At 67.4% G+C, this 23,472-nt stretch carries 29 protein-coding genes; 18 read left to right on the top strand and 11 right to left on the bottom strand.

What is annotated here, in order from left to right; translation table 11 throughout:
- Nucleotides 1-353: 353 nt before the first annotated feature.
- A complete protein-coding gene (locus ACP15H_RS15560) occupies nt 354-575 on the bottom strand; it encodes a hypothetical protein (protein ID WP_425067093.1) in 222 nt (73 codons plus the stop codon).
- Between the two features lie 94 nt (nt 576-669).
- Here ACP15H_RS15560 and ACP15H_RS15565 point away from each other — a divergent pair, with 94 nt between their 5' ends.
- The 5 genes from ACP15H_RS15565 to ACP15H_RS15585 all read left to right on the top strand — a co-directional run bounded on the left by ACP15H_RS15565 (nt 670) and on the right by ACP15H_RS15585 (nt 3,435).
- Nucleotides 670-1,425, top strand: a complete 756-nt coding sequence (locus ACP15H_RS15565; protein WP_425067094.1) for a S24 family peptidase — start codon at nt 670-672, stop codon at nt 1,423-1,425.
- Nucleotide 1,426: 1 nt separating this feature from the next.
- Nucleotides 1,427-1,864, top strand: a complete 438-nt coding sequence (locus tag ACP15H_RS15570) for a GFA family protein (RefSeq protein WP_425067095.1) — start codon at nt 1,427-1,429, stop codon at nt 1,862-1,864.
- A 75-nt stretch (nt 1,865-1,939) separates the two neighbouring features.
- The gene (locus tag ACP15H_RS15575) at nt 1,940-2,380 is read left to right on the top strand and encodes a hypothetical protein (RefSeq protein ID WP_425067096.1); all 441 of its coding nucleotides are present in this window, start codon (nt 1,940-1,942) and stop codon (nt 2,378-2,380) included.
- A gap of 211 nt (nt 2,381-2,591) precedes the next feature.
- Nucleotides 2,592-2,927: an ArsR/SmtB family transcription factor gene (locus tag ACP15H_RS15580; protein ID WP_425067097.1), complete on the top strand. Its 336-nt coding sequence runs from the start codon at nt 2,592-2,594 to the stop codon at nt 2,925-2,927.
- Nucleotides 2,928-2,931: 4 nt separating this feature from the next.
- On the top strand, nt 2,932-3,435 hold the full coding sequence (locus ACP15H_RS15585) for an SRPBCC family protein (RefSeq protein WP_425067098.1): 504 nt from the start codon (nt 2,932-2,934) through the stop codon (nt 3,433-3,435).
- Between the two features lie 11 nt (nt 3,436-3,446).
- Here ACP15H_RS15585 and ACP15H_RS15590 read toward each other — a convergent pair whose 3' ends face one another.
- The 4 genes from ACP15H_RS15590 to ACP15H_RS15605 are packed head-to-tail and all read right to left on the bottom strand — an operon-like array spanning nt 3,447 to nt 6,449.
- The gene (locus ACP15H_RS15590; protein ID WP_425067099.1) at nt 3,447-3,800 is read right to left on the bottom strand and encodes a helix-turn-helix domain-containing protein; all 354 of its coding nucleotides are present in this window, start codon (nt 3,798-3,800) and stop codon (nt 3,447-3,449) included.
- Nucleotides 3,801-3,809: 9 nt separating this feature from the next.
- Complete coding sequence (locus ACP15H_RS15595) at nt 3,810-4,061, bottom strand: type II toxin-antitoxin system RelE family toxin (protein ID WP_425067100.1); 252 nt, start codon at nt 4,059-4,061, stop codon at nt 3,810-3,812.
- A gap of 43 nt (nt 4,062-4,104) precedes the next feature.
- Nucleotides 4,105-5,028 carry a DUF697 domain-containing protein gene (locus ACP15H_RS15600; protein ID WP_425067101.1) on the bottom strand — a complete coding sequence of 308 codons (924 nt, stop codon included), beginning with the start codon at nt 5,026-5,028 and terminating at the stop codon, nt 4,105-4,107.
- A 14-nt stretch (nt 5,029-5,042) separates the two neighbouring features.
- Nucleotides 5,043-6,449: a YcjX family protein gene (locus ACP15H_RS15605; RefSeq protein ID WP_425067102.1), complete on the bottom strand. Its 1,407-nt coding sequence runs from the start codon at nt 6,447-6,449 to the stop codon at nt 5,043-5,045.
- Between the two features lie 234 nt (nt 6,450-6,683).
- Here ACP15H_RS15605 and ACP15H_RS15610 point away from each other — a divergent pair, with 234 nt between their 5' ends.
- The 8 genes from ACP15H_RS15610 (at nt 6,684) to ACP15H_RS15645 (ending at nt 11,609) form a co-directional block, all read left to right on the top strand.
- A complete protein-coding gene (locus tag ACP15H_RS15610; RefSeq protein ID WP_425067103.1) occupies nt 6,684-7,586 on the top strand; it encodes a hypothetical protein in 903 nt (300 codons plus the stop codon).
- Between the two features lie 13 nt (nt 7,587-7,599).
- Nucleotides 7,600-7,974, top strand: a complete 375-nt coding sequence (locus tag ACP15H_RS15615) for a DUF1348 family protein (protein ID WP_425067104.1) — start codon at nt 7,600-7,602, stop codon at nt 7,972-7,974.
- Nucleotides 7,975-8,100: 126 nt separating this feature from the next.
- Nucleotides 8,101-8,334, top strand: a complete 234-nt coding sequence (locus ACP15H_RS15620) for a hypothetical protein (protein ID WP_425067105.1) — start codon at nt 8,101-8,103, stop codon at nt 8,332-8,334.
- 12 nt (nt 8,335-8,346) lie between these two features.
- Nucleotides 8,347-8,937, top strand: a complete 591-nt coding sequence (locus ACP15H_RS15625; protein WP_425067106.1) for a hypothetical protein — start codon at nt 8,347-8,349, stop codon at nt 8,935-8,937.
- A gap of 10 nt (nt 8,938-8,947) precedes the next feature.
- Entirely contained in the window at nt 8,948-9,379 is a 432-nt protein-coding gene (locus ACP15H_RS15630; protein ID WP_425067107.1) for a hypothetical protein, read from the top strand.
- Between the two features lie 53 nt (nt 9,380-9,432).
- Entirely contained in the window at nt 9,433-10,320 is an 888-nt protein-coding gene (locus tag ACP15H_RS15635; protein WP_425067108.1) for a class I SAM-dependent methyltransferase, read from the top strand.
- Nucleotides 10,321-10,494: 174 nt separating this feature from the next.
- Nucleotides 10,495-11,049: a hypothetical protein gene (locus tag ACP15H_RS15640; RefSeq protein WP_425067109.1), complete on the top strand. Its 555-nt coding sequence runs from the start codon at nt 10,495-10,497 to the stop codon at nt 11,047-11,049.
- 35 nt (nt 11,050-11,084) lie between these two features.
- Nucleotides 11,085-11,609: a hypothetical protein gene (locus ACP15H_RS15645; protein WP_425067110.1), complete on the top strand. Its 525-nt coding sequence runs from the start codon at nt 11,085-11,087 to the stop codon at nt 11,607-11,609.
- Between the two features lie 179 nt (nt 11,610-11,788).
- Here ACP15H_RS15645 and ACP15H_RS15650 read toward each other — a convergent pair whose 3' ends face one another.
- Nucleotides 11,789-12,094 (bottom strand): c-type cytochrome, encoded by a 306-nt coding sequence (locus ACP15H_RS15650; protein WP_425067111.1) that lies wholly within the window; start codon nt 12,092-12,094, stop codon nt 11,789-11,791.
- A 135-nt stretch (nt 12,095-12,229) separates the two neighbouring features.
- Here ACP15H_RS15650 and ACP15H_RS15655 point away from each other — a divergent pair, with 135 nt between their 5' ends.
- Nucleotides 12,230-12,409 carry a DUF3309 family protein gene (locus ACP15H_RS15655; RefSeq protein ID WP_425067112.1) on the top strand — a complete coding sequence of 60 codons (180 nt, stop codon included), beginning with the start codon at nt 12,230-12,232 and terminating at the stop codon, nt 12,407-12,409.
- Nucleotides 12,410-12,565: 156 nt separating this feature from the next.
- On the opposite strand, the gene ACP15H_RS15660 is transcribed toward ACP15H_RS15655, so the two are convergent.
- Together ACP15H_RS15660 and ACP15H_RS15665 are read right to left on the bottom strand one after the other, a co-directional pair.
- Nucleotides 12,566-14,173, bottom strand: a complete 1,608-nt coding sequence (locus ACP15H_RS15660) for a calcium-binding protein (RefSeq protein ID WP_425067113.1) — start codon at nt 14,171-14,173, stop codon at nt 12,566-12,568.
- A gap of 533 nt (nt 14,174-14,706) precedes the next feature.
- A complete protein-coding gene (locus ACP15H_RS15665; RefSeq protein WP_425067114.1) occupies nt 14,707-15,144 on the bottom strand; it encodes a hypothetical protein in 438 nt (145 codons plus the stop codon).
- A 790-nt stretch (nt 15,145-15,934) separates the two neighbouring features.
- Between ACP15H_RS15665 and paoA the strand changes: the two genes are divergently transcribed.
- From paoA to paoC, 3 genes are read left to right on the top strand one after another with little or no spacing between them, the layout of a single operon-like run.
- Nucleotides 15,935-16,591: an aldehyde dehydrogenase iron-sulfur subunit PaoA gene (paoA, locus tag ACP15H_RS15670; protein ID WP_425067115.1), complete on the top strand. Its 657-nt coding sequence runs from the start codon at nt 15,935-15,937 to the stop codon at nt 16,589-16,591.
- Nucleotides 16,588-17,538 (top strand): FAD binding domain-containing protein, encoded by a 951-nt coding sequence (locus ACP15H_RS15675; protein ID WP_425067116.1) that lies wholly within the window; start codon nt 16,588-16,590, stop codon nt 17,536-17,538. Before paoA ends, ACP15H_RS15675 begins: the two co-directional genes overlap by 4 nt.
- Before the next feature lie 3 nt (nt 17,539-17,541).
- Nucleotides 17,542-19,746: an aldehyde oxidoreductase molybdenum-binding subunit PaoC gene (paoC, locus tag ACP15H_RS15680; protein WP_425067117.1), complete on the top strand. Its 2,205-nt coding sequence runs from the start codon at nt 17,542-17,544 to the stop codon at nt 19,744-19,746.
- A 136-nt stretch (nt 19,747-19,882) separates the two neighbouring features.
- Here the strand turns inward: paoC and ACP15H_RS15685 are convergent, their stop codons facing one another.
- The gene (locus ACP15H_RS15685; protein WP_425067118.1) at nt 19,883-20,848 is read right to left on the bottom strand and encodes a hydroxyacid dehydrogenase; all 966 of its coding nucleotides are present in this window, start codon (nt 20,846-20,848) and stop codon (nt 19,883-19,885) included.
- Between the two features lie 197 nt (nt 20,849-21,045).
- Here ACP15H_RS15685 and ACP15H_RS15690 point away from each other — a divergent pair, with 197 nt between their 5' ends.
- Complete coding sequence (locus tag ACP15H_RS15690) at nt 21,046-21,924, top strand: hypothetical protein (protein WP_425067119.1); 879 nt, start codon at nt 21,046-21,048, stop codon at nt 21,922-21,924.
- A 13-nt stretch (nt 21,925-21,937) separates the two neighbouring features.
- Here ACP15H_RS15690 and ACP15H_RS15695 read toward each other — a convergent pair whose 3' ends face one another.
- Both ACP15H_RS15695 and ACP15H_RS15700 read right to left on the bottom strand, forming a co-directional pair.
- Nucleotides 21,938-22,225 (bottom strand): hypothetical protein, encoded by a 288-nt coding sequence (locus tag ACP15H_RS15695; RefSeq protein ID WP_425067120.1) that lies wholly within the window; start codon nt 22,223-22,225, stop codon nt 21,938-21,940.
- A 248-nt stretch (nt 22,226-22,473) separates the two neighbouring features.
- Nucleotides 22,474-23,457: a Bug family tripartite tricarboxylate transporter substrate binding protein gene (locus ACP15H_RS15700; protein WP_425067121.1), complete on the bottom strand. Its 984-nt coding sequence runs from the start codon at nt 23,455-23,457 to the stop codon at nt 22,474-22,476.
- Nucleotides 23,458-23,472: the final 15 nt, after the last annotated feature.

Here is a 23,472-nt window from a genome sequence, read left to right on the forward strand (position 1 = left end):
AGCCTCCGTCGTCTCGACCGGAGCCTCGCGCAGCGAGGCAAAGTGGAGAGAGCTTCTCTCCCCTAGAGTCTTTGCGATGCAGATAGATCATACACCCACCTCATCCTGAGGAGCCGCGCATGCGCGGCGTCTCGAAGGATGGGCAACAAACGCGGTGCTCGTGCCCATGCTTCGAGACGGCTGCTGCGCAGCCTCCTCAGCATGAGGTTGGTGGTGTGATTCCAGCTTGTTCGGAAAGACCCGAAAAGCCGGCAAATCGTAGAGAGAAGGTCTCTCCGCTCCGCCTCGCTGCGCGAGGCTCCGGTCGAGACGACGAAGGTTTGGGTGATGGGGGTTTGGGTGACGGGGATTGCTCATTGCAGCGCCGCCGCCGCCAGGGCCGCATCGACCACCCGCTCGATCTCGCGATCGGGATAGCCCAGCGCGCGGGCGCGATCGGCCAGCACGTCGCGGGTCGCCATCCGAGCGGCGCGGGCCGAGTAGCCGCCGGCCCGTTCGAAGCCCAGGCAGTCGGCGGCGTCCTCGACCAGGAACGGGTGGAGGACGGGCGGGGAGAGCTTCGGAGACGCGGCCATCCCGGAAAGGTATCCGGATTACTGTCCGACTTCAAGACGGATTCCGGAAAATTCCCCTCTCGGAAACCCGTCCGGAAAATGCCAGACTGACGGCATGGCCTTCGACGCCAACCAGCGCCGCCAGGCCCTGCGTGCCTTCATGGCCGGGGCCGGCCTCAACGTCGCCCAGTGGGAAAGCCTCTCCGGACTGGGAGACGGCACGCTGCGCAAATTCCTGGACGACCCGACCGGCGCCAAGACGCTGACCGACAAGACCTATGCGCGCCTCGCGGCGGGCGCGGCCAAGAAGACCGGCCGTCCGGTCGGCGTCGCCGAGCTGCAGGGCGAGTTCCCCGCGACGGCCGACGGCGCGGCCTCCGCCTTCGCCACCGATCTCGCGGGCAACGTCGTGCCCGCCTTCGATGCGCCCGGCCGGCCGATGCTCGGCCACATGGCCAACGACGTGCCGCTCTATGGCACGGCGATGGGCGGCGACGGCAACGGCGAGTTCGAGATGAACGGCACGGTGATCGACCATGTCGCGCGCCCGCCGGGCATCCACGGCCGCGGCGACGTGTTCGCGCTGAACGTGGTGGGCGATTCGATGTGGCCGTGGCGCAAGCCCAACAGCCTGATCTATGTCGAGCGCGACCGCGCCCCCAGCGTCAACGACCATGTCGTGGTCGAGTTCAGGCCGATCGCCGGCTCCAGCGTGCGCCAGACCGTGGTCAAGCTCCTGGTCGGCATCTCGGCCAAGACCCTGAAGCTCGCGCAGTACCGTCCGGCCAAGGAATTCGACGTCGACCGAAAGATGGTGTTCCGCGTCTACCGCGTGCTGGAGTGGGATGAACTCATGAAGGGCGGACGGTAGGATGACGGCCGGAGCCGAAAACGACGCAAACGTTCGCTCCGGCCGCTGCCATTGCGGCGCAGTGCGGTTCGAAGCGACGCTGAGCGACGGCTTCAAGTCGATCCGCCGCTGCACCTGCTCCTTCTGCCGGATGCGCGGCGCCGTCGTCGTCATGGCGAAGATGGGCGGGATCCGGATCCTCGAGGGCGAGGAGGCGCTGACCACCTACCGCTTCCACACAGGCACGGCGCAGCACTTCTTCTGTTCGCGCTGCGGGATCTACACCCATCATCAACGCCGTTCCGACACGACGCTCTATGCCGTGAACGTGGCCTGCCTGGAGGGCGTCAGCCCCTTCGACTTCGCCGAGGTGCCGGTCATGGACGGCATCAATCACACCAACGACACCGGCCAGCCGACGCGCCGCGCCGGCACGCTGCGCTTCGAACCGAGCGACTGACGGGCATATCCCGTATCCGGATTTATTTCCGGATTGCGTCTTGAAAATTCCGGGCCGTGATCCGATAGTGGGAGCATGCCCGACAGTCTCTCCCGTCGCCCGAAAGAGACCGTCGCCGAGCTGATTCGCCGCCACCGCCGCCCCCTCCCCGCACCCCAACCCGACCTCGAGACCTTCCGCGCCCGCGCCGTTGCGATCTGCAGCGCCGAGGTCGCGCACCGCGGCCGCGACTTCCAGCGGGTCGAACGCGCCCTCGGCCTCCGCTTCGACCGCTGGCTCGAGCCCGACTGCGAACAGCTCGGCCAGTTCCCCCACGAAGCCCACGCCGGAGCTGCCCTGGTCTGGCTCTCCCACCTGCAGACCCACGAAAGCCGGAAGCGCACGCCGTGGAATGGTGTCCCGTTCCGATCCTGGCGCGAGGATGAGCGCGCCGCCTGGCTCACGAAGCGTCGCGCGTTGTGGAGCGGCTTCCTCCGGCAGGTCGAGCGGTATCGGTCGGCTCGGGGCAAATTCTAAGTTGCCCGTCGTCCCGACCGAAGCGAAGCGGAGCGGAGTGGAGGGACCTTGCCTCCACCAAAAGCCGTCCAACTTTAGAGAGGAGGTCTCTCCGCTTCGCGCCTTCGGCGCTCCGGTCGAGACGACGAGGTGCAGTTGTGCACCCACCATACTTAGCCACTTGTGAAACTTTTCCTTGACCGTGCCTCCACGCCGGCCAATAGTTTCCGTCATGGCTAACCATTCTCCCGACCTCGACCGAACCTTCGCCGCGCTTTCCGATCCGATCCGGCGGGCGATCGTCAGTCGGCTGTGCGAGGGGCCGCGGTCGGTGAGCGAGCTTTCCGAGCCGTTCGAGATCGCCCTGCCGTCGCTCCTGAAGCATGTGCGGGTGCTCGAAGAGAGCGGGCTGATCAGTTCGGAGAAGACCGGGCGCGTGCGGACCTGCCGGATCGAGCGCCGTGCGCTGCAGGAGACCGAGGCCTGGATCCACCGGCATGTCGCCACCTGGGAGCGGCGCCTCGATCGCCTGGAAGCCCATGTCCAACGCCTGAAGGGGAAGCACTAGGACCATGAGCGCGACCTACACACCGCCGCCGTCCGCGTGGCAGGACTGGCCCCTCGACCGCGAGATCGTGCTGACCCGCGTGATCGATGCGCCGCGCGCCCTCGTCTATGCCGCCTGGACCGACCCGGAGCAGATCCAGCTCTGGTTCGGACCCGAGGGCTTCGAGGTCGAGACGCGCGAGATCGATCTGCGGCCGGGCGGGCTGTGGCGCTTCGACATGGTGGCGCCCGGCGGCACGCGCTACGACAACCGCATGCGCTTCCTGCGCCTCGAGGCGCCGTCGCTGATCGAGGTCGAGCATGGCTCCGACCGCGACGAGGATCCCGGCCGCTTCCGCATGCTCGTCACCTTCGACGAGCAGAGCGACGGCAAGACCGTCCTCACGTTGCGCCAGATGCACCCCTCGAAGGCGCAGCGCGACGGCGCGATGGGCTTCGGCGCCGTCGAATATGGCGGCCAGACGCTGGCCAAGCTCGCCCGTCACGTGGCGAAGCTACGCGGCGCCTGAGCGCCGCCGGATCACACGAGGTCGTCGAGATCGACCTTCAACACGTCGGCGATCTTCTTCATCACCGACACGCTTCCGTCCTTCTTGCCGCTTTCGATCTCGGAGATGAACGGCGCGCTGACGCCAGCGGCGGCCGCGAGGTCACGCCCCGACAGTCCGCGATGGCTGCGCCAGACCTTGACCTTGTTCTCGCCGGCTATGAGACGGCGCACGATGTCGGCTGGCACGACCTCATCGTCACCCGCGGCGATGTCGTGCTTGATCTTGTTCGCCTTGGCGATGTCGGCCTCGTCGACGAGGCGTTCGTAATCGGCGAGCGGCAGGATGACGAGACGCTCGCCGTTCGGGGTGGTGATGATCTGCACGCTCGCCTCCTATTTGTAGATGTCGCCCCGAGGGCCGATTTCGAGGACCAGCAGCACATTGCCCTGCTCGTCCATGATGACTCTCCAGTCGCCGACACGAAGACGGATATAGGGCGATCCAGCCAAAGCCTTCACGTTGTTGGCCTGCGCTTGCGGATCGGCGGCGAACTGGTCGACCTTCTCCATGATCCGGGCCGCCAGCTTGGGCTGCAGCCGGCTCAGGACCTTGAGCGCCGATTTGCTATACGCGACCCTAGTCACGAGCAGATATTAGCCGTTAGCTAACTTTAAGACAAGCCAGTTCTCACCGCGGCGCCGGCAGCGGGCGGATCTCCTCCTTCGCCAGCATGCCGAGCGCGAAGATGCGGCGGGCGACGACGAGGGCTTCGCCGGCGGTGCCGACGACGGCGGCGGCGATGCGGTCGTGGGTGGCCTTCATCGCGAACTCCACGACGCTGCTCATGACGGCGGTCGAGGAGGCCGAGAAGAACACGTGCGAGAGGATGCGCCAGACGGCGCGGGCGCTGTGGCGCAGGCCGTAGATCTGCATCAGGTCCTTGACCAGCGCGATGCCGATGCCCAGCACGACCAGCGCGTCGAGCGCGGGGTGCGGACAGGCGGCGACGCCCAGGCTGGCGCGCAGGGCGGCGCGCTGGATTCGCTCGTCGGCCTGCCGGTCCATCGGCACGAAGATCTCGCGGTTCAAAAGATCGATCACGTCGGCGTCGGTGTGCTGCGGCTGCAGCGCGGCCGAGACGGCGCCCAGCTTGCCGCGCACCTCGGGATTGCCGGCGTAGAGCGCGTCGAGGACGCCGACCAGACGGCCGCCGCTGCCGACCCCGCCCAGCCGCGCCAGATGCTCGGCCAGTTCGCGCGCCCGCTCCGCCGATTTGAGCCGCGCGTAGGCACGGGCCTGGCCGGCCGCCAGCCACAGGGTCGAGACGAGCAGCGCCACCAGCAGGCCGAACTGCGCGAGGTCGAGCAGACTGCCGCGTTCGATCGCGCTCTGCAGCAGCGAGACCGCGCCGTCGACGACGTAGAACACCAGCAGCAGGCCGGCCGAGCCCAGGGCCAGCTTGGCGGGCCAGCGGATGGCGGGCGGGCGCGTCGTCACGGGCAGCGGCTCGTCGAACGAGGGCGCATCGGCGGGCGGCAGGTCGCCCGGCCGGAACTCCATGTCGACGAGGCGGCGGGGTGTCTCGGCCACGGGTTGGGTGGGGGTGGTCATGCTCATGAGGATGCTCACGCGAGGAGGAACTGGAGGACCTTGTCGAGATTGACGTGCGGCAGCGGCCGGTCGCGGAACGCGGGCCCCAGCCGCGGCGGCTCGAAGCGGCGGATGTTGAAGCCGTGCTCGGCCCACTGGTCGGCGGCGGGGATGGTGCCCGGGATCACGCCGGGCTGGATGTCCAGCACCTCGGCGCGACCAGCGGGAATGCCGCGCAGGAAGGGCGTGGCGAGCCCGTTCACCTTGAGCTTGAGGTCGGTGGTCGCGCGCACCGAGGAAACGGCCAGCAGGCCCGACTGCCGCGCCGTCGCCTGCAGGAACGGCTCGCCGATCAGGTCACGCAGCAGGTTGACCAGGTTGGCATGCTGGTCGGCGGTGACATGGTCGGCCTTGGTCGCGGCCAGCGCCAGCCGGTCGACGCGGGCCAGCGGCAGCAGGCGCAGCAGCGGATTGCGCAGCTCGTCGAAGGCGTCGCTGATGCTGCGGATGGCGAGACCGAGATCGGTGAAGGCGTCGCGGCCCTGCTGCAGCACGGTGAGCAGATCGACCAGCAGCACCTGCTTGCCCATGCGGCCGAAGACCTCGCCGTAGAACTGCCGCACCTGCCTGAGGTAGGCGGCATGGCGCTGCAGCAGCGCGGCGCCCATCGTGCCGCGTTTGGGCGCCCGCACGCCCGAGCGCACCGACGAGAGCGGGAAGAACAGAGCGGCGGGATCGGCCGCTTCGTCCGCCAGCGCAAAGCGTCCGGGCTGCACGAAGCACAGGCTGCGCTCCTCGCGGCAGCGCAGGAGATAGTCGCGGTAGAGCAGGCCGATGCGCGCCAGCTCGGCCGGGTTCTCCGGCGCGGCGGGATCGAGCGCGCGCACCGCGTCGAGCCAGGGCGCGGCGAGATCGTTGCGACCGGCGCTGTTGGCCAGCTCCTCCATCTGCAGCGACCAGTCGCGGAACGACTGGGTGAGCATCGGCAGGTCCAGAAGCCATTCGCCGGGATAGTCGATGAGATCGAGATCGGTCGTGGCCGTGGACGAGAGCGCCGAGCGCAGCAGCCCGACATCGCCATGGCGGATGCGCACCCTAAGGCCGCTCAGGCCGGTGGTCGGCGCCGGCCAGGCCGGCGGCTCGGCGAGGAGCTGGTCCAGCCGCTCCTCGAAGGGAAAGCGCGGGACGCCCGGGATCGCCAGCAGCTCGACGTCGCGCACATGCTCGCGCCAGGGAAAGAACGGGAAGGACGCCAGCGGCGCCTGTGCCGCCGTGCGCAGCGCATGGGCGAAGGCGGTGATGAACACCGTCTTGCCCGAGCGCTGCAGCCCGGTCACGGCAATGCGATGGCGCCGCTGCGAGAGCGGCGAGGCATCGAACGCCGCGGCGATTCCCTCCAGCGTGGAGCCGGCCGCGGTTCTAAGACGGGAGAAAGGGGTCACCGGATCGTCGCCTCGAAGCATGTCCTCGCATGTGGGGTGTGACCGCGTCCGAAAGATGGCAAGGAAGCGAAAGGAAAGGTCCCTCGCGATGTTCCAGGGCGGGGGTTCCCCCGCCCGCGATGACAATGCTGTTGGGATTGGCGCCGTGCGCCGATCAAACAAACGGTGTCATCGCGAACGGAGTGAGGGACCTTTCGCTCACAGGCGATCGTCTCGGGGTATAGAGAAGGTCGAATGAAAATCTCCCCGACACGGCTCCTCAGGAGCGCCCTGTTCGCGAGCCTGGCCGCCGCCGTGATCCTCGCCGCGGTGGCGATCGGCTTCGCCCCGCCTCGCCCCGCGCCGACGCCTTCGTTCGCGCGCATGAGCGCCGCGCAGGCCTGGGCGGATCTGGAGAGCAACGCCCCTGTCGGCCATCTCATCCGCCTGGTCGCCTACGATCCGCAGACGGAGCCGGGACTGGCGATCGACCGGCTGGCGCGGCTCGGGCCGCCGGACCAGCTCTATTCGTTCGTCGCGAGCTACGAGGAGATGGCGGGCTATACGGCCAAGCAGGCGCTGGAGAAGAACGGGCTGCGCTTGCGCGAGGGCCAGCACGTCTCGGCCGTCATCTTCCCGCGGCGCACCGAGCTCTATCCGGCCAATGCGCGCGGCCTGCTGCAGATCATCCGCGCGGTGGAGCAGGAGAAGGGAGAGGCACTCGGCGAGCGGTTCCTCGAAGGCGCCAACGCGCTCACCGAGGCCGAGACGAAGGACCTGCAAGCGACCGACATCGCCTCGTATCGCGTCAGCGACTTCCGCAACCTGTACCCGCGCTATTGCGAACTCGCGCGCCGGTTCAACTGCGGCCCGGCCCCCTACCCGGCCAGCCGCTTCATCGGCAGCCTCTATCACGACTGGCACCCGCTGGGCTTTTCCCAGATCGATCCGCCCCACGATCCCTGCACCCTGCCCGTCGCGAACTATTGCGCGTTCGGCGACTGGACGAAGATGCGGGCGGAGTTCCTGCCGCGCTTCGGCAGCCGCGCCTTCCTGATGCGGAACCTCGAGATCGCGAAGATTCCCGGCCGCATCCTGATCGACTTCGACCGGCCCGACCGGCAGATCATCCCCTATATCGGCGCAAGCGCCGACTGAGCCGGAGAAGACCATGTCCGAGACGACCCGCGCCTTCGCCGTTCGCTTGATGCAGGACGTCTGGGAGACGTTCGATCCCGCCGCCGTGCCGCGCTTCTATCGCGCCGACATGGTCGGGCATCATCGCGCGCAGGCCCTGACGCGGGACGACGTGGTGCGGCGTCTCGAATGGGACCGGCTCCATTTCACCGACGCCGTCTACGACATTCGGGACATCGTTGCCGACACCGACCGGTTCGCGATCCGCTTCGTCTATGCCTGCACCCTCGTCGCCACCGGCCAGCGTTTCACCACCGAGGTGAACTATTTCTACCGGCTGCGCGACGACAGGATTTCCGCCTTCTGGCTGCTGAGCGACGCCGACTTCGACTACAAGGCGACCGCCTGAAAGGACGCTGACAGCACTGCTTTCAGCCCACATCTAGCGGGTTTCCGCGCCCCCGAGCCCCTGCATTAAGTGGCTTGTTGTTCCTGTTTTGTTCGCCTACGAGTCCGTCCAGCAAGGAGGTGCTGGATGACCGTTCTCACGCTTCACGACGTCGCCACGGGCAAGCATCCCATCGGCATCGAATGCGACCATTGCGTGCGCCGCGTGGTCGTCACAGCCGCCGCGCTGAAGGCGGTGGCGGGCGACCGCCGGACGCTGGAAGAGGCCGGCGTGATCTGCGGCAAGTGCGGCTCGCGCGCCTTCAGCGTCACGCGCTTCCTGTCGGCGGCCTCCGTGCGCTCCTTCGTGCGCAATCACTGAAGGGAGGCCGCGATGATGGGTCCCGATTCACCGCGTCCGCCCGATCCGCCGGTGCGCGTGCGCTGCGACACGTCGGAAGAGCTCGAGCGGGCCTTCCCCTACACCACCGCCATCATCCGGCGCGGCTACTGGTCGGCGGCCGAGCAGGCCGAACTGAACGGCTGGATGATGCAGTTCGGCGACACGCGCTGCGGCGAGTTCAACTGGATCCGCCGCTATTACTTCACCTGCCCGGACCAGGCCGCGAAGCTGCGCGAACATGCGCTCGACCTGCGCCTGCACCGGCTCAGGGTGCAGTGCGGCGAGGGCGCCACGCGCGAGGAAGTGGCGCTGGAATGGGAGCGCATGGCGGCCGAACGCGAGGAGATCCTCGCCTGGGGCCGCCTCACCGGCATGACCCGCCAGGTGGTCGCGCATTATCGCGCCGAGCGCCATGTCGGCACCTATTCATACACCGCGCATTTCAACGCCGCGAAGATCATCGAAAAGGCCCATCCCACCATCTCCAACCCGCGAAACTATGCAGGCGTGATGATCGAATGGGCGGAGCGGGAACACCGGGCGTGGTTCTGGCGTTGCTGCCGCGGCCTGCACCATCTGTAAGGGAGAGCCCATGTCCATCGCCTTCGATTGCCTGTCCACTGCACGCGATCCGCTCGAAAGGAATGCCAGCCTGATCCGCCGCTCTTTCGACCTCGCGGCGCAACAGCCCTACGGTTTCACCTTCGAAGACCTGGAGCAGATCGAGGCCTATCGCACGCGACAGGCGGGCACCTTCGGCGCGTTGGCCTCCAGCACGCTGGACTGTGTCGCGAGCCTCACCGACGGGCGCCGCTTCCACCTCGCCTATGACGCGGGCCCGCAGCGGCCGGACTCGGTGACGGTGCGGCAGATGGTGACGACGGAGCCCTTTCCGTCGATCGGCGCCTCCGGCCGCCTCTCGCCCTGGATCGACGACGTGGCCGAGCTCAACCATCGTCTCGGCCTGCCCCTCATCCCGCCGCCCCCCATCCCGGTGATCCTGCCCCTGCCGGCGCGGTACTAGAAACGAAGCGGGGAGCTTGCGGCGGGCTCCGGTCTCGCCCACAAGCTCCCCCGATGTCGAAGCAGCATTCCCACAAGCGACCGCCCTCCTCCGCCCGCGAACGGCCCGACGTGATCGCCGCGCGCAAGGTGCTGGCGGAGATGTGGCCGGGTCCGGCGCGCGAGAGTTCCGTTACGCTGCTCAAGGCGCTGCACGTGCTGACGCGCGACGGCGGGCTGAACCTCGACACCCGGCGCAAGCTGAAGCAGGTGCTGCACCTCGTGCAGCTGCTGCGGCCCTCGATCGACACGCTGCTGGCCGAGGGCAACGATCCGGTGATCGCCGATCTCGGCACCGGCAAGTCCTATCTCGGCTTCATCCTCTACGACCTCGTCGTGGGTCCCGCCGGGCGCGGCTCGATCGTCGGCGTCGATGTGCGCGCCGAGCTGGTCGAGCGCTCGCAGGCGCTGGCCCGCGACGGCGGCTTCGAGCGCATGTCGTTCGTGGCCGGCGGCATCGCCGACACGGTGCTGGCGAACGGCCGCGCCGACATGGTGACGGCGCTGCATGCCTGCGACACCGCCACCGACGACGCCATCCGCTTCGCGCTGCGCCACGAGGCCAAGGTGGTGGCGCTGATCCCGTGTTGCCAGGCCGAGGTCGCGTCGCTGCTCGAACATGCCAAGCCCGCGCCGATCGACCAGCTGTGGCGCCATCCGCTGCATCGCCGCGAGTTCGGCGCGCATGCCACCAACGTGCTGCGCGGCCTGGTGCTCGAAGCCAAGGGATACAAGGTGCGCGTGACCGAGTTCACCGGCCTCGAACACACGCTGAAGAACGAGCTGATCCTCGCGACCCGCCACCAGCAGAGCAATCCCGTGGCCCGCCGCAAGCTCGACCAGTTCGTCGAACAGCTCGCCGTTCGCCCGGCCCTGCTCGACGTGATGGACGTTGCTGCCTGAGGGCCGAAGCCGAGCGGATCGCTCGAGCGACCGCACCGCCTATGAATCCGCTCAACAGGCTCGATCGAGAATACGATGTCGCACGTCGGCCGCCACGCGCCGCGTGACACGAGCTCGTGCTGGAATTTCGCGCCTGCGTTGTATAGCGTTCCTCCTCCCGGGGGAGGTACTGGAATGATCGTGAGAAGAAGTTTCATGGCGCTGGGGGCTGCCGGCGTCGTGGGCATGGCCGCGGCTGCCTGCACGACCGAGGTGAAGACGGAATCGAACGTCGACACCGCCTATGGCCGCAAGCTCGACCGGCTGCTCGTCTCGGTGGACCTGAGCTACCGGCACTCGTCGGGCCTGGTCATGGCCAAGGAGGCGACCTATCTCAAGATCGACGAGGTGATCGACAGCCTGCGCACCGCGTTCTCGCCCACGGGTGTCACCACCGAGTTCGTAACCGACCAGAGCACCTTGCCGGCGGCAACTGCAAGCTTCCGGCCGACACAGATCCTGAACATCAGCGTCTCATCCTACTCGAAGGATATGGGCAGCCCGAACGCCTTCACGCTGACCTGCGAGATTCGCGACGCCGGCACGCAGAAGCGGATCTGGCTGTCGACCATCACCTTCGAGGCGTCGGAGACGGCAGGCACGCGGCTTCTCCGCGCGGCCTCGAAGAAAGCCGCCGACAATTTCGCGAACAATCTCGTGGGCAGGCTGCGTCAGGACAGGCTGATATGAGCCCGAGCGCACCAACCCTCGCACGGCGGTCGCTGATGAGGGCTACCGCTCCTGTCCTGCTGCTCGCCCCCACGCTCCTTACGGGCTGCAAGTCGGGCCCCAATGTCGTCGCCACCAGACCCACGGATGCTCCCGAGACGGATCGCGTGACACGTCTGCTGATCTGGCTCCCGCCGTCCAGCAAATACCTCGATTCGGGCAATCTCGCTTCCGCGCTCAGCGCCCGGCTGGTGGCGCAGGGCGTACAGGTCGAGACGGTGATCTCCCGGCCTCTCGAACTCGACCGCGCCGATTCGCAGGCGCCCGTCATCGCGCGCTTCCGTCCGACACACCGGCTCGAGATCGACGTGAAGGACGTTTCCAGCTCGGGGTCCGCTGGCGGCCAGTTGACGATGTTCTCCGTCGTCGCGGTGCTCTATCCGGCGACGGGCGCGAAGGAGATCCGCCGCGTTCACATCGTGGCCAGCAAATTCATCGCCCGCTCGGCCGACAGCGCCCGGGAAACCACCGACCAACTGCTCGACCAGCTGCAGGCCACCGGCATTACCTTCGGGCGCTAGAGTCCTTCCATTCGAGTCGACCCTCTCACCTCACCCTTCGAGACGCTCACGGCGTTCGCTCTCAGGGGTGAGGTCTTTGTGAGATATCGACTTGGATCAATCTCGCCCGGAAGACTCCCGGGGACGGCTCTGCGTGTCTGCGTCACCGAGTTCATCGGCCTCGAACGCACGCTGAGGACTTACGGCTTCTGGCGAAGGCTCAGGATATAGGTGACCAGCGCATCCCGCTCCTGGGTGCTCAGCGAGAAATCGGGCATCAGCGTGTGGCCGGTGGAGAGATAACGGTCGAGCGTCGCCGCCGTCGTGTCGGTCCGCGCGGCGATGGCGCGAAAGCTCGGCGCGCTGTCGGAGGCCAGGCGTTGACTGGCTTCCACGACGTGACAGGCCGTGCACCACCGAACCGCGAGAGCGCCACCGCTCTGGACAGTCTGGCCCGCCGCGGGGAGCGATAGCAGCAGCACCGCCAGCACAAGGCCGCTTCTCATGGCTTCCTCCGCAGGTGTGCAACGATTGTGGGATTCGCGCGTTACCGCAGCGAACCTTCATAAGTCCGCCATCGGCCATTGTCCTTGATCTGCATCAAGGTGGCGTCGCGGACTGGGTCAACGAGGATCCCTGACATGTCGACGATACTGATCATCATCCTGCTGATCGTGCTGCTGGGCGGCGGCGGTGGCTACTATGGCTACAATCGCTATGGCGGGCGCGGGCTCGGCGGCGTGCTGGGCCTCATCGTCGTGATCCTGCTCGTTCTCTGGCTCGCCGGCGCGCTCGGCGGGGTCGGCATGGGCCGGCTCTGACACGGGCGGTCTCGCAAGCGGCTCCCCGCTGATCGTCATTGGCGGCGTGCTGGGCATCGGCGTCATCCTGCTCGGCGCAGCTCTCTATCGCCGATAGCCCCCGGGGAACGTGACCCGCACGTTCAAGTGATCCGAGAGGGGACGGCGGTCCCGCGTTCAGACGATCCAGACGTCGGCGGCGGCGAGCGCGGGGGCGCCGGTCAGCACCGCGAACAGAGTGGAGCCGCCGGCCTCCGCGCCGTTGCTGTCGTAGCGCAGCGCGCCCGTGGACGCGTCGTAGACGATCTGCGGACCTGAACCGGTCGCGCTGCCGAGGGCGAACTGCGATGCATCGAGCTGACCGGTCGTCAGGCCCGTGAAGTAGAATTCCTGATGAATCTCGATCGTGTCGGCGCCCGAGGTGAAATCGGCGATCCGGTCGACGTTCACGCCGCCCCCGATCGGCGTATCGAAGACGAAGACGTCGTCCCCGCCGCCGCCGGTCAGCCTGTCGTCTCCGCTTCCGCCGTTCAGCCTGTCATCGTCGGCGCCGCCGAGCAGAGAGTCGCGGCCATCGCCGCCCAGCAACACGTCGTCGCCGGTGCCGCCGCTCAGCCTGTCGTTGAAACCGGAACCGAACAGCGTGTCGGCGTTGACCGATGCGGTGACGTAGATCGCCGACGTGAGCCCCGCATCCCGGATTTCCACCGAGTTCTGCCCGCCGATTCCGGCCGTGAAATCGAGTGTGCCCCCGGCTCCGCGCAGGGAAATCGAGATCTGGGCATCGGGCGCGGCAAGGTCGGCCGTATAGCTATCGAACGACGCCAGCTGCCTCACCGAGGCGCTGAGGAAGCCGTAGTAGGTATCGAGGACCTCGACATTGCGGAACTGCATCTGCCCAAGATCGGCCGATCGGACGATGTCATATCCCGCGCCGCCGTCGGCAAAGCCGGTACTGGTGCTGGTGCCGTCGACCCGGATCGTATCGTCGCCGTCGCCCGCGTCGATGAGGGCGCTCGCACCGGAGGCCGTGATGGTGTCGCTTCCCTCCCCCGCCCGGATGCGGTCGTTGCCGGCACCGCCATCGAGCACATCGTCGCCGGACGTGCCCACCAGGCGGTTGTCGAACTCGTTGCCGGTGAGCATCAGCCCCGTCGTGCCCAGTCCCCGGAGCAGTTCGATCTCCTGTCCGGCCTCGAGCCTGTAGTTGACGCTCGCATGGACGATATCGGTGCCGCCGCCGGTCGCCTCGACGATCCGATCGGTCGCATCGTCGACGAAATAGGTGTCGTCCCCGCCGCCACCCTCCATCGTGTCGGCACCCAGTCCGCCGTCGAGCCTGTCGTTGCCGAGGCCACCCGCGAGCGTGTCGCTGCCTCCGCCGCCCCACAGGCGATTCGCAAGCTCGTTGCCGGTCCCCGTGAAATCGCCGGTCCCCACGAAGCGCAGCCGCTCGACCTCGGCGCCCAACACGTAGGTCGACAGGTTGGTCCAGATCGTGTCGACGCCACCGCCCGGCGCTTCGGAAACGACATCTCCCGCATTGTCCACGGCGTAGCGATCATTGCCGTCACCCCCGGTCATCGCGTCGACGCCGGTGCCACCATTGAGCCGATCGTTGCCGAACCCGCCCATCAGCGTGTCGTCGTCGGTGCTGCCGTAGAGCCGGTCATCGCCGGCAAGGCCGTCGATCCAGTCGTCGCCGCCCCATCCGTTCACGACGTCATCACCCGGCGTGGTCATGCCCAGGCCGATCGTGTCGTCGCCGGTTGTCCCCCTGATCATGCGCACGGCTCCCGGGTTTCGCGTGCAGCATGCACCTCGTGGGATCGAGCGCAAGTTCGGACCATTGCCCTATTCCCAATCGAGTCCTGTGCTTTAGGCGTCTTCGACCCGTGGCGGCCTTCTCGACGAATTGTTTGCGCGCGGCACGGGCGCCGCTCGACGTCCCTCACGAGTTGGCCGACGGCTTCTCCAGCTCGGCGTTCATTTCGGCCACCCGATCAAGCAAGTTGGGCAGGCTTTCAGGCTCCACAGCATCAGAGCCAGGCACGCGACAACGGCGATCCAGAACCCCTTGGGGTCACCTTGGCGCTCGAAAAGATTCGGCGACCCGCACGCCCTGCGGCCTATCCAGGCGAGGACGCTGAACAAGATCGTGAAGAGCAACAGGTCCGCAGCGATGAACAGGGAATGGGGCTGCATTGGCCGTACGGCTCGCGAGAAGCCGAAAGTCTTCAGTGACCGCCCGCTTGAGAGCGGACGCTCCCATCAGGGGAAAGGGCGACCAAGGATTCCAACGGCTAGAGTCAACACCTTCACCTGGCGAGCTTCGCAACCCTATCTCCCGGAGGGAGAAGCACAGTCTCCTGCGATGGGTTGAAGGCCGGCCCTTCGTACAGTAGCCACTGTCGTGCAACGGACTCGTCGGTGAAGAGCCGGATCCGCCTGCGGTACCCGATCCTGTTTTTCAAGAGGATTGCCATGTCCACGAGGAGCGGCGGCGGTGTCTTGCCCAGATAGAGCGCGATCGGCCCAGACTTTACAGGACCCGCAAGTCGCGTGCTGGCAACCATGCTCTGAAGGTCCTGGTCGCTGAGCTTGATATCGAGCCGGCTGAAGTCGAACAGCTTGCAGAAGCCGGCGGCACCCTCTGCCCGCATGGCCTCACGGAAAGCCGTGGCGAAGGAGATGTCGAATATTCCGACGCCGCTGATAACGACCAACTGTTCCGGCCGGTAGATCGTCCATCTCAAGGCACCCATAGCGCTGCTTACCCTCTGATTGCTCCTAGTTTGTGTCTCCCCCTCGTTACACCCTGCAGTCAGATCGGGCGGGAGTCATTCTCCTTCATGAAAATCAACCAACGGGTCACCCAGGCGTGATGACATTCTTTCGTCGTCACTGCGACCATGTGGGGTTGAGACCGAACTGGGGCTCCCATCTTGAAGCGTCAGTGCAGACTCTCGCCGCGGCAGGTGACGACGTGGGCCCCCGCGCGGGTGGCCGATTCTCTTGGCCCTATCGGCTCGTACTACTGAAGGATGGTCCAGCTGCAGTGCTCCAGCCTCCAGGCGATTCGCCGTCGGATAGTCTGATGATGGTCCGCCGCGAGCCTCCGAGCTCAGTGGCGATCCGGCGGTCCGTGTACCGGCGGGCATCCCAGTATCTCAGCACCTCGTCGTCCACTCGGGTCCGGACCTTCCACTTCGCCCTCGCCTCCTTTCGGCCATGCTCGTTGGAGAGTCGTGAGCGAAGGCGCACTTCGCCCTTGCAGGGGAAACTGCATCTTCACGAGGAATGCTCGCCCGAGCGGCCCGTCGCTCTGAAGCCTCGCCATAGAGAGTGCCGGTCGATCCCGCTGCGCGGATGGGTTGGCCGAGCCCCGCTTGCTCGGTCTTCGAAGCCAACGGCGGGCGCGCAGGGGCACAGCTGCTACAGGCGGCACGCGGCAAGAGCGGCTTGGGATTCGGCGCAACGATCCCGCTGGAGGCGACGTTGAGCGGCCTGAACCCGCACCGGCGCCACCCCCAGCAGGAGCCAGCCATGGCAAGCCCCCGCGAAAACGACGTGAAAAGACGAACCCTGATGGCGGCTACCGTCGCCACCGCCGCGGTCGGCGCCGTGGCTTCACGGGCCGGGGCGCAGACGCCTCCCGCCGCTCCGGCAGCGCCTGCCGGCGCAGCCGGTTCCACGCTCAAGGTTTCCTTCACCGTGAACGGCAAGCCGCGCGACCTCGATCTCGATCCGCGCACGACGCTGCTCGACGCGCTGCGCGAGGGGCTGCATCTCGGCGGCACCAAGAAGGGCTGCGATCACGGCCAGTGCGGCGCCTGCACGGTGATTCTCGACGGTCGGCGCATCAATTCCTGCCTCACCCTCGCGGTCATGCACCAGGGCGGAAAGATCACCACGATCGAGGGGCTGGGCACGCCCGAGAAGCTGCATCCGATGCAGGCCGCCTTCGTGAAGCATGACGGCTATCAGTGCGGATACTGCACGCCCGGCCAGATCTGTTCGGCGGTCGCGGTGCTGGAGGAGATCGAGGCCGGCATCCCGAGCCACGTCACCGCCGACCTGAACGCCAAGCCGCAGAGGAGCGGCGACGAACTGCGCGAGCGCATGAGCGGCAACATCTGCCGCTGCGGCGCCTATTCCAACATCGTCGAAGCGATCGGCGAAGTCGCCGGGAGCAAGGCATGAAGCCCTTCACCTACGAACGCGCCGCCTCGCCCGCCGAGGCCGCCAGCGCCGCCGCACGCCAGCCGGACGCGCGCTTCATTGCGGGCGGCACCAACCTGCTCGACCTGATGAAGCTGCAGATCGAGACGCCGGCGCATCTGATCGATGTGAACGGCCTCGGCCTCGACAAGATTGAGCCGACACCGGACGGTGGCCTGCGCATCGGCGCCCTGGTGCGCAACACGGATCTCGCGGCCGATGCCCGCGTGCGCCGCGACTATGCGGTGCTGTCGCGCGCCCTACTGTCGGGCGCCTCGGGCCAGTTGCGCAACCGCGCGACCACGGCGGGCAATCTCCTGCAGCGCACGCGTTGTCCCTACTTCTACGACACCAACATGGCCTGCAACAAACGCCGCCCCGGCAGCGGCTGTTCGGCGCTGGGCGGCTACAGCCGCCAGCTCGCAGTGGTGGGCGGCAGCGACGCCTGCATCGCCACGCATCCGTCCGACATGGCCGTCGCCATGCGCGTCCTCGACGCCACGGTGGAGACCGTGAAGCCGCAGGGCGCCACCCGCACGATCCCGATCGCCGACTTCCATCGCCTGCCGGGCGACACGCCCGAGATCGAGACCGTGCTGGAGCGCGGCGAGCTGATCACCGCGGTGACGCTGCCGAAGCCGGCCGGCGGCACGCAGCACTATCGCAAGGTGCGCGACCGCGCCTCCTACGCCTTCGCGCTCGTCTCGGTCGCCGCCATCGTCCAGCCGGACGGCAGCGGCCGCGTCGCGCTGGGCGGCGTCGCACCCAAGCCGTGGCGCAGCGAGGAAGCCGACGCGGACATGTCGCGTGGCGCCAAGCCTGTGATGGCCAAGCTGCTCGCCGGCGCCAAGCCCACCGAAGAGAACAAGTTCAAACTGCCGCTGGCCGAGCGCGCGCTCGCCGCCTTGCTGGCCGAAGCGAAGGGCTGAGCCATGAAATTCGACACGCCCGCGACCACCAACCCCATCGACCGGCTGAAGATCGTCGGCCAGCCGCTCGACCGCATCGACGGACCGCTCAAGACCACGGGCACCGCGCCCTATGCCTACGAGCGTCACGACGTGGCGCCCAACCAGGCCTATGGGCATGTGCTGGGGTCGGCCATCGCCAAGGGCCGTATCGCCTCGATGGATATCGCCGCCGCGAAGGCCGCGCCCGGCGTGCTGGCCGTCGTCATCGCCGAGAACGCCGGCAAGCTCGGCAAGGGCGAGTACAATACCGCGAAGCTGCTGGGCGGGCCCGAGATCGAGCATTATCACCAGGCCGTCGCGCTGGTGGTGGCCGAGACCTTCGAGCAGGCGCGCCACGCGGCCGAGCTGATCAAGGTCGAGTATGCGCCTTCCAAGGGCGCCTACGACCTCGCCGCGTCCCGCGACAAGGCCAAGCCCGCCGGTACCGACGACGAGCCCGCCGACAGTGCCGTGGGCGATTTCGACGGCGCCTTTGCCGCCGCACCGGTCAAGCTCGACGCCACCTACACCACGCCAGATCAGGCCCATGCGATGATGGAGCCGCACGCCAGCATCGCCGCCTGGGAGGGCGACAGGCTCTCGCTCTGGACCTCGAACCAGATGATCGCCTGGAGCGTCGGCGACATGGCCAAGACGCTGGGCATCTCGAAGGACAAGATCCACCTGATGTCGCCCTATATCGGCGGCGGCTTCGGCGGCAAGCTGTGGGTCCGCGCCGATGCGGTGCTGGCGGCGCTGGGCGCCCGCGCGGCCAAGCGCCCGGTCAAGGTGGCGCTGCAGCGTCCGCTGATGTTCAACAACACCACCCATCGCCCGGCGACCATCCAGCGCCTGCGCATCGGCGCGACGAAGGACGGCACGATCACCGCGATCGGCCATGACAGCTGGTCGGGCGACCTGCCCGACGGCAAGCCCGAGACCGCGATCCTGCAGACCCGGATGCTCTATGCCGGCGCCAACCGCCTGACGCGGATGCGGCTCTCCGTGCTCGACCTGCCCGAGGGCAATTCGATGCGCGCGCCCGGCGAGGCGCCCGGCATGATGGCGCTCGAGATCGCCATGGACGAGATGGCCGAGAAGCTCGGGCTCGATCCGGTCGAGTTCCGCATCCGCAACGACACCCAGGTCGATCCCGAGAAGCCCCAGCGCAAGTTCTCGCAGCGCCAGCTCACCGAATGCCTGCGCACCGGCGCCGAGCGATTCGGCTGGACCGCCCGCAAGGCCCAACCCAAGCAGGCGCGAGACGGGCGTTGGCTGGTCGGACTCGGCATGGCCGCCGCCTATCGCGGCTCGCCGGTGATCAAGTCGGGCGCGCGCGTGCGCCTCGATGCCAAGGGTACCGTCACCGTCGAAACCGACATGACCGACATCGGCACCGGCAGCTACACGATCATCGCCCAGACCGCGGCCGAGATGATGGGCGTGCCGTTGCACAGGGTGGTGGTGAAGCTTGGCGATTCTTCCTTCCCGGTCTCGGCCGGGTCGGGCGGCCAGTTCGGCGCCAACTCCGCGACCGCCGGCGTCTATGCCGCCTGCGTGAAGCTGCGCGAGGCGGTGACGGGCAAGCTCGGCCTCAACGCCGCCGACGCGCAGTTTGCGGATGGCCATGTCCGCTCGGGCGAGCGCAGCATTGCGCTGGCCGACGCGGCCAAGGCGGGTGAGCTGGTGGCCGAGGATTCGATCGAGTTCGGTGGCCTCGACAAGCAGGCCCAGCTTTCGACCTTCGGCGGCCATTTCGTCGAGGTCGGCGTCGATGCCGCCACGGCCGAGGTGCGGATCCGGCGCATGCTGGCGGTCTGCGCCTCGGGCCGCATCCTCAACCCGAAGTCGGCGCGCAGCCAGGTGATCGGCGCCATGACCATGGGCGCGGGCGCGGCGCTGATCGAGGAGCTGGCGGTCGACACGCGCCACGGCTTCTTCGTCAACCACGACCTCGTGGGCTACGAGGTGCCGGTCCATGCCGACATCCCGCACCAGGAGGTGATCTTCCTCGACGAGACCGATCCGATGTCCTCGCCGATGAAGGCCAAGGGCGTCGGCGAACTCGGCATCTGCGGCGTCGCCGCCGCCATCGCCAACGCGATCTACAACGCCACCGGCGTCCGCGTCCGCGACTACCCGATCACGCTCGACAAGCTGCTGCAGAAGATGCCGGACGTGGGCTGACCCGCCCTCACCCTGAGCGGCCGCAGGCTGCGTCTCGAAGGGTCGAACGAGCACCGCGCCTGACGCCATCCGTCGAGACGGCCCTTCGGGCCTCGTCAGGATGAGGTTGTGTGCGACGCGCGCAGGCGGGCCGCTCTCACTCCACCACGCACTTCGCCGGCAGCGGGACGCCGTCGAGCACGTAGAAGATGTTCTCGACCGCCTGCACGGCGACCCGCTCCAGCGACTGGCGGGTCGAGCCGCCGATATGGGGCGTGAAGACCACGTTCTTCTGCCTCCACAGCGGATGGTTCGGATCGGGCGGCTCGACGACGAAGGTGTCGAGCGCGGCGCCGGCGAGATGGCCGCTCTCCAGCGCGGCGACCAGCGCCACGTCGTCGACCAGCGGGCCGCGGCCGGCATTCACCAGGAACGTGCCCTTGCGCATGCGGCCGAGCGCCGCCGCGTCGATCATGCGGTCGGTCTCTTCCGTCAGCGGACAATGCAGGCTCACGATGTCGGCCCATTCCAGCAGCTCGTCGAGGACATCGACGCGGGTTACGCCCTCGGGGATCGCGTCCGGCGCGAGATAGGGATCGTAGATCCGAATCTCGAGATCGAACGGGCGGCAGAGCGCGACCAGCGAGGAGCCGACGGCGCCACAGCCGACGATGCCGAGCTTCGAGCCCGACAGTTCGCGGCCCATGAAGGCCGATTGCGGCCAGGTGCCCTGCTTCAGCGCCGTGTCGAACGGCACCATGTAGCGCAGCACCGAGATCATCATGCCCAGCGCCAGCTCGGCCACCGAGCGGGCATTGGCGCCGTGCGTGCGCAACACCGCGATGCCGCGCGCGCTGGCCGCCGCGACATCGATATTGTCGTAGCCGACGCCATGCTTGGACACGACCCGCAGGTCCGGCGCGGCGTCATACACAGCCGGCGTTATCTTCGTCGTGCGCACCAGGATCGCGTGGGTCGGCGCCTCCGCCACCGCAGCGGTCATCTCGGCCTCGGTCGCCCGCGTCGGCAACATCCGCACCTCGGCGCCGCGTGCCTCGAGCAGCGCCATGGCCGCGGGTGCGAGCACGTCGGAGTTGATGATGATTCGTGGGCTGTTTTTCATTGGCGTGCCTTCTTCTGACGCGATGACAAGGAATGGTGTTTAGCAGTCTCACGATAGCGCACTCAATCAGCGAGCCACGCTGCCGCGCCGATCGTGCCGGACGACTGGGGGAGTTCGCTAATGGGCTCGGGCCGCGCCACCAGGAATTGATAATCACACTGCTTCATCCGATAAATGGATGAGCCGGAGGGCTCCCGATGGTCATTTCACGTTTGCTGTTGCTGACTCTCTTGATCGTTGCGGGTGGCGCACCCCCGGCTCTCGCGCTTGAGCCTGAGGTCATGAAGGTGGCCGACGAGATCGCCGACCAGACGGAAGCGGCGATGCAGCCACTCATCGCCAAGAGGGATTTCCCGAAGGTCGCAGCCGAGCCGGATTTCACGACATCATTGACGCTCCTGCAGCGCGGATTTCAACCGCCGGATGCCACATGCGCCCCAGCCCTCAGGTCACAGTTCGAGGAGCAGGTAAAGGCGCTTGGCCGCGACACCCGACGGCCGATCCGGATACTGCCACAAGGTGTCCCGGCGACGGCCACGCTGGTCATCGGCGACGTCATCGGCAAACAGGCTGATCTTTCGGACGTGCCCTTCAATACGTGGGCGGACGACGCCAAGCGCGCTTCAGATCAAGAATTGTCAGCAAGGGCCAGGGCCCTGGACCTGCATGCGGGCAACACAAGTGTCCTTTCGGGCCTCTACCGCAGTGCCGACGGAGCGCTGGTTCACGGTAGTGGCGTCTTTGATTGGGACAGCTCGTACGTCTACTTCGAGCAGAATCAACCTGTCTGGAATTGTCGCTTCAACTTCGTGCAGAAGATCGTCTGGCTCTCCCTGCTCGACGTAAAGGAACGGCTGCGGTCGGAGCTTCTTGAGATAGAAGCCAGCGCGAGCCGGCGTAGTGGCGCGCACGACGATCCGGACCCTTGGCGTGGTGTCCGTGTTCGCACGGAGATCGGATACCTGACGACCGCGAACCTCTTCTGTCTGCAGATGGCCGAGATCCCTCACAGCAAGCAAGAACTCAGGGCCTGCGCTGTGCGCGTCGCCTCATCCATGATGGGCCGCCCCAACTGAGGGCGACTTGGGACTAAGGACAGGCGCCGACCAGCCCGCCCCAGAACAGCGGCAACACCATGAGCGGGATCCAGATAAGCGGCACGATCCGCAGCGCGATGAGCACGACGCCGGCGATCTGTGCGGCGACCAGCCAGGGGAACAGGCTTCGAAACATCGCCATGGTCAGGGTGTGGCCCAGAGTGTGGAGGCAATACATACCCTTGTCGACATAGTCGGGCGGCACCTGGTCGAGAGTGGAAACCTGCGAGAAGAAGATCGCACACGCGGCAATGAAAGCGATGGCCAGCCGGAGGAGCACCGATGGGCGGTCGACCCATTCGATAAGCCGATGGCACGAATTGATCAATGAGGCGCCTCGCATACTCCCTCCATGCGAGGTGGAGCGTAGCATAAGCGACGTTTGGGCGGAGCGGCCGCTGACGGTTCAGTTTCCCGCCACCGGCCCTTCTTGCTCGGCTGTGCTCAACCTCTTGCCCAGCCCATGCGTCGTCGGGCAGAGCAATCGCGTTCGGCCAATTACCCGTCGTCTCAACCGAAGCGAAGGCCCTACTCCGCCTTCAGCAGCCCGTCCTTGATCATCTGCGCCGCGGCGGTGTCCTCCTGCTTCAGGAGGGCGTCGTACGCATCGGGGCTCATCGGGCGCGGTGCGCTGCCGAGGCTCTTCAGCTTGGCCTGGACCGCCGGATCGTCGAGCGCCTTCTGCAGCGCGTCGGCCAGGGTCGTGACCGTGGCGGGCGGCGTCTTGGCGGGCGCGAGCAGGCCCAGATTGGTGACGGTCTCGAAGCCCTTGAGGCGCAGCTCGTCGAGGCTCGGCGTCTCGGGCAGATCGGCGGCGCGCTTCAGGCTGGTCACCGCCAGCGGCTTGACCGCGCCGGCGTGGATCCTGGCGATCGAGCTGGGGATCGGGTCGACGAGGACATCGACGCCGCCGGCCTGCAGGGCAGCGACGGCGGCGGCCGAGCTCTTGTAGGCGACGACGGTGAACTTCGCCTCGAGCCTCTGCTGCATCCGCAGGATCGCGATGTGGCTGGTCGTGCCGTTGCCGGCATGCCCGATCCGCACCGCCTCAGGATGGGCCTTCGCATGAGCCGCCAGCTCGGCGAAGCTCTGGAAGCGGCTCGAGGCCGGCACTTCGATCACCAGCGGCGTGTCCGACACCGAGCCGAGGCCCGCGAAGTCGTCCACCGTATAGGGCGCCTTGGCGGCCAGGCGCGGCGCCAGCGCCAGGCCGGTCGTTCCGGCCAGCACCAGCGTATAGCCATCCGGCCGCGCCTTGGCGGCGGCGGTCTGCGCGGTCAGCCCGCCCGCGCCGGGACGGTTCTCGACCAAGACGGGCTGGCGCAGCAGCTTCGACAGCGCCGGAGCGACCGTGCGCGCGGTCGCGTCGATGGGTTCGCCGCGCGCCTCACCGACGAGAATCGTGATGGGTCTGTTGGGGAATTTGATCGCCGGCGCCTGCGCGGATACCGGGCGCACGAGCGCCGCGCCCGCGAACGACAGGCACAGCGCGAGGAAGCCCTTGCGACGCATTGTTCCGGTAGCCGG

This window comes from Reyranella sp. (assembly GCF_965249915.1).
Taxonomy (GTDB): domain Bacteria; phylum Pseudomonadota; class Alphaproteobacteria; order Reyranellales; family Reyranellaceae; genus Reyranella.